Genomic DNA, 16,034 nt, shown 5'->3' on the forward strand with positions numbered 1-16,034 from the left:
GCACACAAAAACTTTTAAATCCTTCAATTATTTTTTCTTTAAGGGTGCTAAATAAATGAAACTTGTAGCGATAATTTCTCCAGGCCTTGAAGCTGAGGCAGCAAAAGAATTGTATGAATTGGGTGCAGCAGAAATTCAACCTTTACCACGATGCGTAGAATTTCAAGTTGATTTGCAATGTTTTTATAGGATCCATTTGAGAAGTAGATTACCCTTTCGCTTCTTAAGAGAAATAGCCCGATTTCATTGTAATAATCCAGAATCTTTATATACAAATGCACAGCAAGCTTTTGATTGGATTAGATGGCTTCCTCCATCCAAAACGTTTAAGGTTGATGTCTCAGGAACTAGTTTTGGCTTAACGCATAGTCATTTCACAGCCTTACAAGTAAAAAATGCCATTATTGATTTACAACGAAGTTCTTGTGGAAAAAGATCCGATATAAGCGTTCAGGATCCAGACATATGTATTCATTTACATTTGCACAACAATCAGGCTGTTTTGAGTCTTGATTCATCCGCTCATAGCTTGCATAGAAGAGGTTTTCGTCCAGCGATGGGAGTTGCACCTTTAAAAGAAAACCTTGCTGCTGGCTTATTGCGTCTGACTAATTGGGACTTTTCTATGCCCTTAGTAGATCCATTGTGTGGCTCTGGGACTTTCTTAATCGAGGGAGCTGCACTAGCGCTTGGCTTAGCTCCAGGCTTACATCAAAAGTTTCTTTTTACAAATTGGCCCGATTTTGATACTTCTTTATGGGAGCAGGAAAAGCATTTAGCTCAAGTTAGTCAATTACCTAAGCAACAGTTACCAAAAATTATCGGATGTGAGAAAAATAGTGAAATAGCTAATCAGGCAAAAAGTAATATAATTGAGTCAGGTTTAGGCTTAGAAATAAAGATTCAGAATAGTCATTTTTTTGATCTTGAATTGCCTAATGATAAAGGACTGATTGTTTGTAATCCCCCTTATGGAAAAAGATCTGGAAAAGAAGAAGATTTGGAAACTTTATATAATGAACTTGGCTCTTTTTGTAAAAAGAAAGCTTCTGGATGGAATCTATGGCTACTTAATGGTAATCCAAACTTAAGTAAGTTTCTTAGATTAAAAGCTAAAAGGCGTATACCAGTCAGTAACGGAGGTATAGATTGTCGATGGCTGCATTATGAGATTAATTGATCAAGATTTTCCTAAAACAGCTTTAGTTGTTTTAGTTATTCCCTCCAGAGTTTCAGGCAAGTATGGCCCTTTAGCTAAATAACCACCTAGTCTTAAACAAGCACCTGCAAGGGTGATATTAATTAAACTTAGAATGATAAGTGTTCCTTCAACACCCAAATTGAGTTGGTTTTGCATCCAAAGATATAGCAAAATTTCACATGCTAATAAAGCAAATAGCATCAGAATTCCTCCTGTCGCAAGAAATATCCCTCCACTAATTAAGCGTCTTTTTTCACGATCCATTTCTTGTAAAGCAATTCGCACATGAAGGTCCATTACTGAGCTTGCAAGTGCCGTTACCCTTGCTGCAGCTCCTAGGCCTTTAGATTTCTGAGAATTAGGGTTGGTCATTAAGATCTTTTGCCTCCAGAGAGAAGGATTCCAAGCAAGACTCCTAAACCAGTGGCGATTCCAATAGCTAGAAGTGGTCTTTGACGAATAGGTTTTTCAATACGTGGCCTTAGTGTTTGATTTAACTCATCTAGTAGCTCTTCTAACTGCTTTTCTAATGGTTCCAAGCTTTCGGCAATGTCTTTGGTGCGATCTGTTGCTGAATTGAAGAGTTCTTCCAGTTGTTCTTTTACTCCATAGGTTGTTTTCCCAGAGTGGAGGGAAATCACACGAATCAATTCATCCAGACTGCCTCTAGTAGCTTCTAATGTTTGTTTAGCTACCTCAGGCCATTTTTCTTGAATCCTTGGCAGCAAGGCTTCGAATTGATCACTGACCCATTGCTCAGAAAGATCAGTATTCAATTCGGTGTTGACTGATGCCTGGGCCTCGCAGGATGAGGAATTCGATGATTCCATAAAATCCATACTATTTACCAAAGCCTAGAGACCACTTGGCTCCAATGGAACCCTTGTGATTGACGATCTTTTCAAATCAACGCAAGCCAATCAATAGAAAGAATGCAGGTATGGGATTGGATACTTGAAGATTTACTTAAATTGAAACGTCTTCTTTGCTTACATTTATTTGCTATATGAAGGCTTCTAGTGCTAAACGTCTTGTATAACTTATTTAGCGATTATGGACGTCGGATTGTCTGCAATGTTTTTTGCGTCCAATACCCTCCCTACAGATTTTGGTTTAGTTCTTGCAGCAATTGCAGGAGCTGGGAGCTTGCTTTTGATTGCATTGAATTTCGTCCCAGGCGATTAAACGCAAATCTCTAGCATTTTATTTTTGGTTAAATCCCTTCTGCTAGGGGTTTGACTAATTTTTGTTGACTTTTCAAGTTTCTTTAAACCAATAAATTTTTAATCAATCTATTAAAACTTTCAAAACCAAATAAATAATTGAATATTGAGGATTATTTTCTTCAACTTATTTGATAATTATGTCTATTCAAGAACCTATACAGTCTAGCTTGCAACAAAAATTTCAAGCTGAAAGGCTTGCTCGAATAATTCAAGATTGTGAAGATATAGAAACCCTTAAAGCGATTGCAATAGAACTTTTAAAATTAAATCAGAAAAAGACTGCAATAGCTGAGTGGACCACTAGAAGAGCATTGGAAGCAGAACAGATTCAATTCAAAGAAAAATTCTAAAGTAAAAATTTTTTAGAATTGTATGATTTACTCTCTAAAGCTATGAAAAAAAGATGGGTTCTTTTGGAACATAGAAGTTCAAGATATAGTCTTAATGAGATACATTTTGATTTGCTCCTAGAGGAGGAGCATGATTGTAGAACTTGGAGGTTAGAAGATTTACCAAAATGTGATGGCCCACCTGTCGAGGCTCTTGCTAGTCCTCCGCATAATCTTTATTGGTTAGAAAGAAAAGAATCGGTTGTATCTGGAGGCAGGGGGTGGGCTAAGCGTGTAGAAGGGGGCATATTCATTGGTTGCTTGCCCTTGAGAGGCCATCAATCTCAAATTGCTGTTGAGCTAGTTGGAGACAGCATTTCTGGAGTTTTAGAAATCAAAAATAATTTGTGCAACCTTGTATCTTTAGAAAAATTCAATTGCATTTAGGCAATTGCTACTTGAGCTTCCTGAAGGCTTCGCTAGTCTTTGAACTCTATAGCTTTGGTCCTGTTGGTATACATCAATCAGGTAGAGCTTACAAATTTTAAGTCCTTTGGAGGGTCGATGACGATCCCTCTTGAAGAGGGCTTTACTGTTGTAACTGGCCCCAATGGTTCTGGGAAAAGCAATATTTTAGATGGAATTTTGTTTTGCCTTGGCTTGGCGACTAGTAGAGGTATGCGCGCAGATAGATTGCCAGACTTGGTAAATAGCGGTGTTTTAAGAGCTGGCAAATCAGCTGAAACGGTTGTTTCTGTTAGGTTTGATCTTCAAGATTGGCAACCAGATTCTGCAGAAGATGGTTTAGAGATTCCTAAAGAAGGACCATGGATCAAGCCAGATCAAAAGCAATGGACTGTAACTCGTCGCTTAAGGGTGATGCCAGGAGGCTCTTATAGCTCTATTTACAGTGCAGATGGTGAAATATGTAATTTGCAGCAACTACAGACTCAATTAAGACGTCTTCGTATTGATCCAGAAGGAAGCAACGTGGTTATGCAAGGGGATGTTACGCGCATTGTTTCTATGAGTAATAAAGATCGGCGTGGTTTAATTGATGAATTAGCAGGTGTTGCTCTTTTTGATCATCGCATTGATCAAGCTAGAACAAAGCTTGATGACGTATTTGAACGTCAGGAGCGTTGTCGAATTGTTGAACAGGAGTTGTTTACGTCTAAGGTTCGTTTGGAGAAAGATTGTGAGAAAGCTCGTCTTTATAAACAATTAAAAGAGCAACATCAACTTGCAAGGCAGCAAGAATCTGTTCTTGCCTTTGAAGTGGCGAAAGATTCTTTGGAACAATTAAAAACTCGTCGAAGAAAGTTATTAGAAAAAGAAACTCTTGATCAAAATATTTTATTGGAGAAACAAAAGACACTTCAAACTTCATCTGAAATACTGAGTAAATTGCAGGAAGAAGTAAAAGCTTTAGGAGAAGACAAATTGATTGCAGTTCAGGCAGAGATTGCAGGCATAGAGACCCAGGCTAGAGAACTTGAGAGACAGGCAGGACAACATAAACTTGATGGTGAAAAGCTTCAAGAGAAAAGGAAGGAATTAATTAATCGGCATCAAGAGATCAATGAAGATGTACCAGAAGATATAGATTCAGAGCTTTCAAAAAGATTGCAGTTAGCAGAAAGTAAATGTAAAGATGCTGAATCTGCTGTAGAAGTTTCTAGAAGAAGACTTGCTGATGTTGCAGGACGTTCTGGTGCTTTGGTTGAAGAGCATAGAGATCGCAACTTTGCCAGACAAAATCTTCACTCTCAATTAAAACCTCTGCAGCATGAGCAGCAAAAATTGGAAGAGAGATTATTGCAGATTACTGAGAGACTTGATGAGTTAGCCGTAGATCAGACTAAAGATAGTTGTGAGGATAAGAAACTACAAAATGAATTAAACCTTCTTGATAACGAATGGAAATTACTTGTAGATCAAATTGACCAATTAAAACATTTTGTTGACAGCACAAGTGAAGATTTGTCTATACAAGAAAGGACGAGATTTCGTCTTGAGAAGGATCAAGCCAGAATGGAGAAAGAGATAGCTCGCTTAGAAAGTAGAAGAGAAACATTGAATGAAAGTAGAGGTACAGGTGCTTTAAGGCTTTTGCTTCAGTCTGGCTTAGAAGGTATACATGGACCTGTAGCTCAGTTAGCAGAAGTTGATAATATTCACCGGCTTGCCGTTGAAGTTGCTGCGGGTGCTAGAATTGGTCAAATTGTGGTAGATAATGATCAAATAGCAGCTCGTGCAATTGATTTGTTAAAGACTAAGAAAGCAGGAAGATTAACTTTTTTACCTCTCAATAAAATTAAGAGCTCAGGAGATAATAGTAAGCTTAAATCTTTTTCAAATGCTACAAATAGATATATGGAAGGATTAATTGGTGGTGCAATTGAATTAGTTAAGTTTGAGTCTATTTATAAAGGTGTTTTTTCTTATGTATTTGGAGATACTCTTGTTTTTAAAGATATTAATTCTGCACGTTCATACTTAGGAAGATATAGATCAGTGACTCTTGGGGGTGAGCTTTTAGAGAAAAGTGGAGCAATGACTGGTGGTAATTTTTCAGCTAGAAGCGGTGCTTTAAGTTTTGGTATTAGCACTGAAGCTGATGAAATCGAACCATTGCGCCAAAGGTTGCTTGAACTTGGAGAAACTCTTTTGAAGTGTAGAAAAGAAGAAGCCTCTTTACGCGATCTTCTTAATCAGAATAGACCTCTATTAAGCAAGCTAGAGAAAAGACAGGCATCTTTAGATGCTCAACGTTCAACATTTAAAAGATCTAACAGTCCATTGATAGAACGCACGAAAGAACGAGCTGATCGTCTCAATGCTTTGGGAAAAACAAAACAAGAATATATTTTGCGTTTGGGTTCTCTTAAGCAAGCAATAGAACCACTTGTTATTGCTTTAAAAGATTTAGAAGATAAAGAAAAGTTAGTTAAATCAGATGAGCATTCAGAAAATTGGCGCAAATTACAAGATGATCTTGAAGCAGCTGATGCAATGCTTGTAGAAGCTAGAGCTGAGAGAGACGACTTATTAAATGATAAACGTCAACGTGAATTAGTTTTAGATCGTTTAGAGGATCAAAAAAATTCATTAATTGCGGAACAAGATAGATTGCAAGAGTCAATTGATTTATTAACTAAACAACATATAAAGTGGCGTGAACAAAATCAAGCTTTAGGCGTACATCGCAAGGAACTTGAAAAAGAAAAGCAAAATCTAGAAACCCATTTTGGTCAAAAACGTCAAGAACGAGATAAAGCAGAAGCAGATCTTGCTAATCAGCGACAAAAGCTTCAAGATTTACAATTCAAATTTGAGAGATTAAAAGAAGAGATCTTGAGTGTTAATGAGGAACTTAGACATAGCCACATCAGACTAAATGAATTAGAAGCTAATCTTCCAGACCCATTACCTGATATTCCAGAAGAAGTAAGAATAAATGGATTGGATTTTATACAGGATCAATTGAAAAACTTAGAGAATCGTCTAGAAGCTCTTGAGCCAGTGAATATGCTTGCCTTAGAGGAATTGGAAAAATTAGAATCTAGACTCTTTGCTCTTGCTGAAAAGCTAGAAGTTTTGACAGAAGAACGTTCTGAATTGTTATTGCGTGTTGAAACAGTAGCTACTCTGCGTCAAGAGGCCTTTATGGAAGCTTTTGAAGCGGTTGATGGATATTTCCGTGAAATCTTTGCAAGTCTCTCGGAAGGGGATGGTCATCTTCAATTGGACAATCCTGAAGATCCTTTAGAGGGAGGTCTTACATTAGTAGCACATCCAAAAGGTAAATCTGTTAGAAGACTGGCTGCAATGTCAGGAGGAGAAAAGTCTTTGACAGCATTAAGTTTCTTATTTGCATTACAACGTTTTCGTCCATCACCTTTTTATGCATTAGATGAAGTGGATAGTTTTTTGGATGGCGTCAATGTTGAGCGCTTATCTTCTTTAATTGCTAGACAGTCTGAGGATGCACAGTTTATGGTTGTAAGTCATCGTCGTCCAATGATTGGAGCTGCGACAAGAACTATTGGTGTAACTCAAGCTCGAGGAAACCATACTCAGGTTGTTGGTTTGCCCACGGCAGCTTGAGAAGAATGCATCTATTCTGAATTTTGAATCAAAATGATTTCCACAGTCCATAACTGAACTCATTAGCTTGACCAATCAACCTTTCCCAAACGAATCAACAGAAGCAGTACCAACTGACAGACTTTGGTTGCGTTCAGAGTTGATGGGGACTCAAGTCATAACGAGAGATACAGGCCGGCGTCTTGGTGTTGTGGGTGAAGTAGTCGTAGATATTGATGGAAGGGAAGTTGTCGCACTTGGTCTTAGGGATAATCCTTTAACTCGTTTTCTGCCTGGTCTTCCAAAATGGATGCTTCTTGAGAGAATTCGACAGGTTGGAGATGTGATTTTGGTTGACTCAATAGATTCTTTGAGTCAGGAATTCATTTCTGAGAGGTATAGCAAGGTAATTAACTGTCAAGTAATCACCGAATCTGGTCAGCAGTTAGGAAGAGTACTTGGCTTTTCTTTTGATATTGAAACAGGGGAATTAATGAGTTTAGTGATGGGTGCTGTAGGTGTGCCTTTGCTAGGTGAAGGGGTGTTAAGCACTTGGGAAATTCCAGTTAATGAAATTGTTAGTAGTGGTGCAGATAGAATTATTGTTTATGAAGGAGCAGAAGAGAAACTTAAGCAATTAAGTAGTGGATTGTTGGAAAAACTAGGAGTAGGTGGGTCAAGTTGGGAGGAACGAGAAAGAGAGCGTTATAGGGTGAACCTTGTTCCAGTTGAGAATCAATTGTCCTCTGGAGAAGATATAGAGCTAGATCAGAAATCTTTAAAGGCTTCCTCTGAAGAAGAATTTATTCAAGAAGAACAAGAAATGGAATATGTTGAAGTTCAAGATAGCAGTTCATTTAGTCAATTGAAATCTAGATATTTAGAAGATTCATCTATATCAAGCTCCCCTGCATTGTCTGACTATCCTCAAGAAAATAGAGGTGATTCTAGATTCTCAGATCAGACTTATTCATCTAGAGAATCTTTAGATAATAATATGCTCATATCTAAAAAGAAAACTTTATCTCGTAGACCTATAAAAAGCTCTGAAGACCTCGTAGATGTAGAGCCATTAGAATTAGAAATAAAGGATAGTAAGTCTAACAAAGAAGATAATAAATCAACAAATAACATAATTGAAGATCCTTGGTAAATCTATTTTCTAAGTAATCATTCATCACTGGATGATAAAAATTCTTTTGATATCAAATTTATTATTTCTTTAGTCATTCTTTTAGTAGCTCCTGGCTGACCTCTGAGACTTCTTAAGTCTTCTTTTTGACCTTCCAGTCGATTTGGTGATTGTAGCCAGTCAAATGCTTCTTGGGCAAGATCTTTTGGGTAAAGAGTCCCAATTCTTTCTGGAACTATTAGTCTATTTGCAGATATATTTGGCCAGGCCATATAACCTTTTTTTCTTAGACGCCAGAACGAGATTAGAATGCCAATAAACCACTTTAGAATTGGTAGCCGGCCAATTATTCCAAGGAATCCATCCCAAGCTTGCATAACATTGAGATGCTGTGTAGGAATAATTACAATCATTGGTACAGCCAAAGCACCTAGCTCTGCAGTATTGGCTCCTACTGTTGTTAATGCTAGGTCACATTGACTAAGAGCATTATGTGCAGGATGTTCTTCAATGAGGGTTATCTCTGTTCCAGCTTTAGTAATCATTACTTTCAAAGATTGATCATTCTTGAGTGATATTATTTTTTTGATTCCAGATTGATAGTTATTTGCTATGGGATTTTTTCTTGAATTACTAAAAGTTTCTAACTCTTGAATATTGGTCGTTGGTGCAATAGGTAAAAGGAAGTTGCAACTAGGTAATAGTTTGGATAATTCATCTGCTAATTCGAGAAAAAATGGAATGCCTACGCAAAGCTTTGCTTTCTTAGAACCTGGTAATAAAGCTACCCACTCACCTTGCTTATTAGGTAAAGGGTTTATATCTTTTGCTTGGCTTGTTAAATCCGCCATTAAATCCCCAACAACTGTGCAACGTTTTCTCAAATGTTTTGGTAAAGATTGTTTTATTTTCTCTGACATAGCAGCGATTCGATTATTCCAAAAAGGCCATCTTGCAATCCACTCTGCGTAAGTCAAATGCAAGTACCTCAGTCTTGCTGAAAGCAATACACTCCAGAATTGATCGCCCCCTAAGAAAATGACAAGACCTTTTTTAGGCCAATAACTGTATTTATGAGGATTAACTAACAGGGTCCAAAAGTGTTTTGCAGGAGAAATACTTTCAAAGTAATGCCATTGATTAGCAACTTTATGTTCATTGCCTGTTGCGTTAGGGCAGGGCACTAGCACTAGACGAATACAAATTTTGGAATCAATTGCTTTAGGTTGCATCAACAATTTGGAATGCAGCCTCTCCACAACTGGTTTCACCCAAGTAGTAATTTCTCCAGGACCGTTAGAAATTACTACTATTGAAAAAGTTGGTTTTTCCAGTAATTCTGGCGAAATGGAATTCAATTTCTAGATAAATCATGCGGATGGCGAGACTTGAACTCGCAAGGCCGAAGCCACACGCTCCTTAGACGTGCGTGTCTACCAATTCCACCACATCCGCTTAACAAACAAAGTCTTAAGACTAAGTTGAATAAGATCATAACGGCAACCTTTATTGAAATCTTGCGACTTATGGGTGCGAGCGCTGATACGATCCGCTAAATAATTGCAGTTTTTAATGCCGATCGGCAAGGTTCTAATAGCTAATCGAGGTGAGATTGCCTTGAGAATACTCCGTAGCTGTAGGGAGTTAGGGATTTCTACTGTTGCGGTATATAGCACCATTGATAGGAATGCATTGCATGTTCAGCTTGCTGATGAAGCGGTTTGCGTAGGTGATTCTCCTAGCAATAAGAGTTATTTAAATGTTCCAAACATTTTGGCTGCAGCCACTTCTAGAGGGGTTGATGCGATTCATCCGGGTTATGGATTTCTCGCTGAAAATGATCGTTTTGCCGAAATGTGCAGCGATCATGGGATTGTTTTTGTTGGTCCTTCTGCTAATGCAATTCGATCTATGGGAGATAAGGCCACAGCCAAATCAACAATGATGAAAGTTGGAGTCCCAACAGTTCCTGGCACTGATGGCCTCTTATCAAGCTCTGAAGAGGCAGCTTTTTTGGCAAGCGAAATGGGATATCCAGTCATGATCAAAGCCACTGCAGGTGGCGGTGGGAGGGGTATGCGCCTAGTTAATGGTCCAGATTCAATCGAAGATTTGTTTAAAGCAGCCCAAGGTGAGGCAGAGGCGGCTTTTGGAAATCCTGGCTTGTATATGGAAAAATTTATTGATAGACCGCGTCATGTTGAAGTTCAGATTTTGGCGGATAGGCATGGAAATGTTGTTCATCTTGGCGAGAGAGATTGTTCTATACAACGAAGACATCAGAAGCTATTAGAAGAATCACCTAGTCCTGCACTTGATTCTCAATTGCGAATCAAAATGGGAGAGGCTGCTGTTTCAGCGGCTAAGAGCATTAAGTATGAAGGTGCAGGTACTGTTGAATTTTTGCTCGATCGTCAAGGTAATTTTTACTTTATGGAGATGAATACACGAATACAGGTTGAGCATCCGGTTACTGAAATGGTTACTGGTGTTGATTTAATTGCTGAACAACTTCGTATAGCAGGTGGCGATTCAATTTCATTTCAACAAGATGAAATACAACTACGCGGCCATGCAATTGAATGCAGGATTAACGCGGAAGATTCAACGCATAATTTTCGTCCTTCTCCAGGAAGGATTACAGGTTGGTTACCGCCTGGAGGCCCTGGGGTTCGAGTAGATAGTCATGTCTATACGGGTTATGAGATTCCTCCTTTTTATGATTCCTTAATTGGTAAGTTGATTGTTTGGGATCATGACCGAGATTCTGCTTTGAAAAGGATGAGAAGAGCTTTAAATGAATGTGCTGTAACAGGTATTCCTACTACTATTGATTTCCATTTGAAGCTACTTAATCGAGATGATTTTCTGAAAGGAGATGTACATACCAAATATGTTGAGCAAGAAATGCTTAATTAAGCAGTTTGCTTTCATAATTCATTTCTTTAAAGGAAGGAATTGCTTCTCAAAAGCATTTGAGAAATGATTCCTTGCGGTCCAACTAGTAATTCTCTTATCAGGCTCAGAAACCCGAACCAGATTACAGGAGTAATATCAACTCCTCCAATAGGGGGGATAAGACGCCTTGAGATGACTAGGAAAGGCTCCGTGGGGACAGTAAATAAGAGCCAAAATTTATTCTTGAAATTTTCTTTTGGATACCATGTCATTACTATCCGAATTAGGAAGGCAATTGATAGTCCTGCCAAAAGAAAGCCCATTGAAAAATGGATAATTGGGAGTGCTTCAATCAAGATTGGCGTCACAAAGCTCTAAGGATCTGTTCATCTATCGTATAAACATGCGATTAATCCGTAGGATTAATGTGCTTTTGCTTTTGAAATAGCTGTAATGGCTTTTCCTGTGTTGAATCTTCTTCTTGATGTTGCGGTTTCTAGTGAGGCAGCGACTAACTCGGCGATCGGTATGATTGGCAGTTTTTTAGCTGCAGCTGCTTTTATCGTGGTCCCAGCAGCATCCTTTTTGATTTGGGTCTCTCAGAAAGATGCTCTAGAAAGAAAGCGCTAGGCTCTAGGCAATTCGTGCTTCTTTCTTAGACTGATCTTATGAGGTTGAATTTCATCCTCTTTAAAGGTCATTTTTGGGGGCTTAACTTTTGGTCAATGCCAGTCTTAATTGGGCCAGCATTGTAGGGATTGTCCTGGCTGTATCCGGCGCAGGTCTTTATTTCCTGCGGTCCTTCAAGCCAGCTCTTGCTAGAGATTACGATGTTTTTTTTGCGGCAATAGGTCTTCTTTGTGGAGGCATTCTTTTTTTCCAGGGCTGGCGTTTAGATCCTATTCTTCAATTTGGGCAGTTTTTGCTTGCTGGAACAACAGTATTTTTTGCTTATGAGAGTGTTCGTTTAAGAGGCGTTGCCACTGATCAGGCAAGGCGATCTTCTTTTTTTGATGACGAGTTTGATGCACCTCCAATGCCTAATAGAGGCTTTAGAGGCCCTGATGAAAATGATTTTGATCAATTCCAGGACCCACCGACCAATAGAAGAAGATTCTCTTCTGCAGATAGTGAAACTTATGATCAACCTGAAGAAGATTTTTACAGATCTCGCAGAACGGCACGACCAGCTATACCTGAACAAGCAGCAAGCAGAAGAATTCGTCCTCAAAGGGAATCTTTAAATCAAGATTCAGTGCAATCTAGAAGGATGGCACGATTTAGAAATGAAGACGATCAACAAGGTAAAAGATCAAATTTTGGCGATAGAAGAAGTTTTCGACAAGATCAACGAAGAGGGAGTCGACCTTCCCCTGCTACGGAAAACTCTATTAATCGACGAGGAAGGTCAAGTCAGTCAATCAACGCTCGGGAAGAAAATAAAACTAATCGAGAAATCGATTCTGTACGCAGGTATAGAGAGCCTCAAGGCGCTCCAATTAATAGAAATGCTGAAGATGCTGCGTTTTCTTCACAAGACAGACGAGGAAAACGAAGGTCAGATAAACCAAAAGAAAGACCAGAATCCTCATCAAGAGGCTCAGCAAGTTTTTCTAATGACGAAATGAGGAGGAGGAGGCCATCCAGATCTTCTTTTGAAACCTCTAATAAGCCAAGAGATAATAGTTCTAGATTTGATGACTAAATAGTTAGTGATTCATTCTTAGTAGGCAAGCATTAGGAAACAAAACCAGCCCATTGAAGAAAATTTGTTCTGCTGATTATCTCGATTAATAAAATTGCAAGAAAGCCAACCATTGCAAACCTTCCATTTGCTCTTTCAGCATATTCACTCCAACCAAATGAGGGAACATCTGTAGACGATGCACTTCTTAGAGGTTGAGTTTCATTGGGGGAATCCTTTGGGGATTCAGTATTTTCCAACGAACTGTCTTCTTCTTTGAAGTTTGAACTGTTTACTGGCATAGAACTAGCTTTTTAGGATTGAGATAATTCATAGGTGGCTGCAGGAATCAATCGCCAACTTCCATCTCCAATAATCTCAAGAACAGAGTCGTGATAGTCAATAAGTGTTGGTCTGTGACCAACACTTATACAAGATAAATCTCTTTTCTTAAGTAATTGATACAGATGCTTTTCTGTTTTTACATCTAATGCACTTGTTGCTTCATCTAAAACAACAAATTTTGGTGAGTTAAGCAATAGCCTTCCAAAAGCAAGTCTTTGCTGTTCTCCTAATGAGAGAAGCCTTGGCCAATCTTGTTTAACATCAAGGTCAGGATATCTTTCCAGCAATGAAGGCAGTTTTACTTCTTCAAGAACTGCTCTGAGATGATCATCGCTAAACCGATTCTTATCTAATGGATAGCAAAGTTGCTCTCTGAGTGAACCGAGAGTCATATATGGCTTTTGAGGAATAAATAGTAATTCACCTCTCTTGGGGGAACTGACTCGACCTTTTTGTGATGACCATAAACCACTTATTACTCGTAATAAAGATGTTTTTCCACAGCCTGAAGGCCCTGTTACTAGAAGATTTTGCTTTGCTTCAATAGTAAGGTCTAAGTTTTTAATTAATATATTATCTTTGAAGGGAGTTTTGACATTCACTTTGTTCAGTACAATTGATTCACTATCTTTTACTTCTGCTACAAAATCTTTATACTGCTCATTATCTATTTCGCTCATATTTGTTTGAAAACCTTCCAAACGACCAATAGATGCTGAGAACCTTGCTAAAGTATCAATTTTATAAATTATAAAAAATAGAGATCCTTCAAGAAGTTGATAATTCACTCGTGCTTGAGTGAATTGCCCAAAATCCATTTGTCCGGTCAAAATAGGCACAGCTAAAATAATATAAGGTATGAAAACACTTCCATATATTCCTGATCGTTGAAGTACTCTTATCATTGCGGACCATATAATCAGCAGATTAAAATTCTTAACTACTGTTCCTAATCTCCTTTGAACTTCTTTCGATTCTTGCTCTTCTCCAGAATAAAATGCTATTGATTCTGAATTATTACGTATATGAACTAATCCATAACGGAAATCTGCCTCGTATCTAAGTTGATCATAGTTTAGTCTAAACAATTTTTTACTAGCAAAAACCAATAAAAAGGTAATTACTCCAGCATATATAATTAAAGCTATTGTTAACTCCTTACTAATACTTAATAGTATCAATATATTTAATGAGAATGTTAATATTGAGTCGAATATATTTAATGATAAATCTAGAGCTTGATTGGTAAAATCTTTGGTATCCTCAGTGATCCTTTGATCAGGATTATCAACATCAGTATCCTGCTCTTCGTTTGGATTGAGAATGTAATAGGTTTGATCTTTTAAATAGTCATTAATTAAGCTTTTAGATAGCCATTCTCTCCAAAGTAGCTGTAGCTTCTCAGTAAGATAAAATTGTAAACTTCTTATAGGTAATGCAGTGATAAAACATATTCCAAGTATCCAAAGATTACGATAACTTGCGCTCTTGTCCTTTGCAATCAAAGCGTTAGTTATATCTCGAACAAGAAAAGTTATCCCAGCATTAATACCATTTACTGAAAGCAGCATTAATATAATGCAGCCAAGAATCAACCATGGAACCCATCTTTTTTGGCGGAATTGTGCCCTAAAGGTAATAAAACAGGCAACCCCTAAACAGAATAGTCCTGTGATTGAAAAGCCTAACTTGCCATCCCAAATCTTTTGCAATGAATCTTGAACTCCACCCAAGTATTGATTAGTTAAGTCTTGAGATGAGCTTGAAAGAAGGCTCATCAAACCCGTCAGTAGAAATAAAACTGTTCCTGCAACGCAAAAGAGCATTGCGAGAAGCATCAGTATGAACAACCATCCGTTTGATTCTGTATATGGAAGAAAATATGGCTGAGTGAGTTTTCTTAGCTTTCTGAGCTGGCTAAAAAGGTCTTTTTGAATATTTGAGATTGTGGGTGCCATGGAATATTTTTGGATTTATTTAAGTCAAATTGCTTGGGAATTCTTACTCGTGATAGGAATCAAGAAATTTAATGGAGGATTATCTAGTAATTATATGATTTCTTGGTTAATCAATTTTTCCCACTTGTTTGGGATTTAGATTTCCTCAATTCACTTTTTGAGATCCACCTTAGTTTTTTGGCGCAGCCTTCATCAGACAAGAATGATCTAACAAGGAAATTCTTAGGCTTTTAGAAATAACTAGAAACTTATTTGGTAAAACTACTTTAGCCTGGAGGCCAGGTTAAAGTACGACCTCCAATAACATGTATATGCAAATGAAAGACAGTCTGACCCGCTTCAGCCCCCGTATTTATAACGGTTCTCCAATTACTTAACCCTTCTTTGATAGCAACTTTTTTTGCAACCAAAAGTAAATGGCCTAGTAGGTTTGAGTCTTCCTTTTGCGCTTCCATAAGACTGGGTAATGATTTTCTTGGAATTACCAGAATATGAACTGGAGCAGCTGGTTGAATATCACGGAAAGCTAGACAGAGTGAATCGCTATAAACTTCATCGCAGGGGATTTCTCCCCGAAGAATGCGATGAAAAATTGTTTCTTCGGTCATTACATCTATTAGAACAGACTGACTTTTTCAGATTAATGAGCTTTTAAAGGCTTTTCTGAATAAGGTTGGGGTCCTATTGAAGGTGGTAAATTATTTTTGGCACTGGGACTGCCTAAGGTAAATTCGAGTGCTTCGGCTAACCAATACCTTAGATTTTGTAGGGATTTAGACATGAGCTAGTAATCCAACTACTTTCAGTTTGTATATACCTAAGAAATCTTCAAAGAGTAATTTCACTCTATTTTTAAAAATTTAAATTATTTGTTAATACTTTTCGCTAGTAGCAAACTTCCCAAGAGACATCAAAGTAACTCTTATCGACTTCTTTTCCTTTGGATTTGCTTACGCTTGTATTTTTCAAAAGGAGTCTCATGATGTCGGAGCCGCTTGATTTCTAGAAAAATACCTGCTTTAGAGACTTGACGCTTGAAGCGTCTAATAGCAGATTCAATCCCTTCATTTTCACCAACTGTGATTTGCGACATTAGAATAAAACTAAGAATTTAATACTAACAAAAATGAATACATAAGAATATGTAGTTGTTTATTTGCCTACAAATGTTT

The 16,034-nt window shown here is 37.8% G+C and carries 18 protein-coding genes and 1 tRNA gene; 9 read left to right on the forward strand and 10 right to left on the reverse strand.

The features are described from left to right. The first annotated feature begins 55 nt into the window (after nt 1–55). Nucleotides 56–1,180 carry a THUMP domain-containing class I SAM-dependent RNA methyltransferase gene (locus tag P9211_RS00285; RefSeq protein WP_012194615.1) on the forward strand — a complete coding sequence of 375 codons (1,125 nt, stop codon included), beginning with the start codon at nt 56–58 and terminating at the stop codon, nt 1,178–1,180. Here P9211_RS00285 and P9211_RS00290 read toward each other — a convergent pair whose 3' ends face one another. Together P9211_RS00290 and P9211_RS00295 are read right to left on the reverse strand one after the other, a co-directional pair. Further along, complete coding sequence (locus P9211_RS00290) at nt 1,181–1,573, reverse strand: phage holin family protein (RefSeq protein WP_012194616.1); 393 nt, start codon at nt 1,571–1,573, stop codon at nt 1,181–1,183. It abuts the gene before it with no gap. After that, entirely contained in the window at nt 1,573–2,031 is a 459-nt protein-coding gene (locus P9211_RS00295) for a glycine zipper domain-containing protein (RefSeq protein WP_143703317.1), read from the reverse strand. Before P9211_RS00295 ends, P9211_RS00290 begins: the two co-directional genes overlap by 1 nt. Nucleotides 2,032–2,254: 223 nt before the next feature. Here P9211_RS00295 and P9211_RS09920 point away from each other — a divergent pair, with 223 nt between their 5' ends. From P9211_RS09920 to P9211_RS00315, 5 genes are all read left to right on the forward strand, one after another. Continuing rightward, complete coding sequence (locus tag P9211_RS09920) at nt 2,255–2,386, forward strand: hypothetical protein (protein ID WP_012194618.1); 132 nt, start codon at nt 2,255–2,257, stop codon at nt 2,384–2,386. 178 nt (nt 2,387–2,564) lie between these two features. Further along, nucleotides 2,565–2,777: a hypothetical protein gene (locus tag P9211_RS00300; RefSeq protein WP_041390965.1), complete on the forward strand. Its 213-nt coding sequence runs from the start codon at nt 2,565–2,567 to the stop codon at nt 2,775–2,777. A gap of 42 nt (nt 2,778–2,819) precedes the next feature. Then, a complete protein-coding gene (locus P9211_RS00305) occupies nt 2,820–3,203 on the forward strand; it encodes a hypothetical protein (protein WP_012194620.1) in 384 nt (127 codons plus the stop codon). Between the two features lie 63 nt (nt 3,204–3,266). Next, nucleotides 3,267–6,866, forward strand: coding sequence for a chromosome segregation protein SMC (smc, locus tag P9211_RS00310; protein ID WP_041391299.1), 3,600 nt, complete (start codon nt 3,267–3,269; stop codon nt 6,864–6,866). A gap of 67 nt (nt 6,867–6,933) precedes the next feature. Next, nucleotides 6,934–7,998, forward strand: a complete 1,065-nt coding sequence (locus P9211_RS00315) for a PRC-barrel domain-containing protein (protein ID WP_012194622.1) — start codon at nt 6,934–6,936, stop codon at nt 7,996–7,998. Nucleotides 7,999–8,015: 17 nt separating this feature from the next. Here the strand turns inward: P9211_RS00315 and P9211_RS00320 are convergent, their stop codons facing one another. Next, nucleotides 8,016–9,335, reverse strand: coding sequence for a glycosyl transferase (locus P9211_RS00320; RefSeq protein WP_143703318.1), 1,320 nt, complete (start codon nt 9,333–9,335; stop codon nt 8,016–8,018). 15 nt (nt 9,336–9,350) lie between these two features. Further along, a tRNA-Leu gene (locus tag P9211_RS00325) sits at nt 9,351–9,432 on the reverse strand. Between the two features lie 117 nt (nt 9,433–9,549). Here P9211_RS00325 and accC point away from each other — a divergent pair. After that, nucleotides 9,550–10,896 (forward strand): acetyl-CoA carboxylase biotin carboxylase subunit, encoded by a 1,347-nt coding sequence (gene accC / locus P9211_RS00330; protein ID WP_012194624.1) that lies wholly within the window; start codon nt 9,550–9,552, stop codon nt 10,894–10,896. Between the two features lie 26 nt (nt 10,897–10,922). Here accC and P9211_RS00335 read toward each other — a convergent pair whose 3' ends face one another. Further along, on the reverse strand, nt 10,923–11,198 hold the full coding sequence (locus P9211_RS00335) for a YggT family protein (RefSeq protein WP_049750876.1): 276 nt from the start codon (nt 11,196–11,198) through the stop codon (nt 10,923–10,925). Nucleotides 11,199–11,328: 130 nt separating this feature from the next. Between P9211_RS00335 and psbX the strand changes: the two genes are divergently transcribed. Then, a complete protein-coding gene (gene psbX, locus P9211_RS00340; protein WP_012194626.1) occupies nt 11,329–11,505 on the forward strand; it encodes a photosystem II reaction center X protein in 177 nt (58 codons plus the stop codon). A gap of 88 nt (nt 11,506–11,593) precedes the next feature. After that, the gene (locus P9211_RS00345) at nt 11,594–12,580 is read left to right on the forward strand and encodes a Ycf66 family protein (RefSeq protein ID WP_012194627.1); all 987 of its coding nucleotides are present in this window, start codon (nt 11,594–11,596) and stop codon (nt 12,578–12,580) included. A gap of 32 nt (nt 12,581–12,612) precedes the next feature. Here the strand turns inward: P9211_RS00345 and P9211_RS00350 are convergent, their stop codons facing one another. The 5 genes from P9211_RS00350 to rpsU all read right to left on the reverse strand — a co-directional run bounded on the left by P9211_RS00350 (nt 12,613) and on the right by rpsU (nt 15,955). Beyond that, on the reverse strand, nt 12,613–12,861 hold the full coding sequence (locus tag P9211_RS00350; RefSeq protein ID WP_012194628.1) for a chlorophyll a/b-binding protein: 249 nt from the start codon (nt 12,859–12,861) through the stop codon (nt 12,613–12,615). 12 nt (nt 12,862–12,873) lie between these two features. Then, complete coding sequence (locus P9211_RS00355; protein ID WP_012194629.1) at nt 12,874–14,862, reverse strand: ABC transporter ATP-binding protein/permease; 1,989 nt, start codon at nt 14,860–14,862, stop codon at nt 12,874–12,876. 266 nt (nt 14,863–15,128) lie between these two features. After that, nucleotides 15,129–15,470 (reverse strand): histidine triad nucleotide-binding protein, encoded by a 342-nt coding sequence (locus P9211_RS00360; protein WP_012194630.1) that lies wholly within the window; start codon nt 15,468–15,470, stop codon nt 15,129–15,131. 32 nt (nt 15,471–15,502) lie between these two features. Beyond that, nucleotides 15,503–15,643, reverse strand: coding sequence for a hypothetical protein (locus P9211_RS09530; RefSeq protein WP_159088362.1), 141 nt, complete (start codon nt 15,641–15,643; stop codon nt 15,503–15,505). Between the two features lie 141 nt (nt 15,644–15,784). After that, complete coding sequence (gene rpsU / locus P9211_RS00365; RefSeq protein ID WP_012194631.1) at nt 15,785–15,955, reverse strand: 30S ribosomal protein S21; 171 nt, start codon at nt 15,953–15,955, stop codon at nt 15,785–15,787. Nucleotides 15,956–16,034 lie beyond the last annotated feature (79 nt).

This window comes from Prochlorococcus marinus str. MIT 9211 (assembly GCF_000018585.1).
GTDB lineage: Bacteria > Cyanobacteriota > Cyanobacteriia > PCC-6307 > Cyanobiaceae > Prochlorococcus_D > Prochlorococcus_D marinus_B.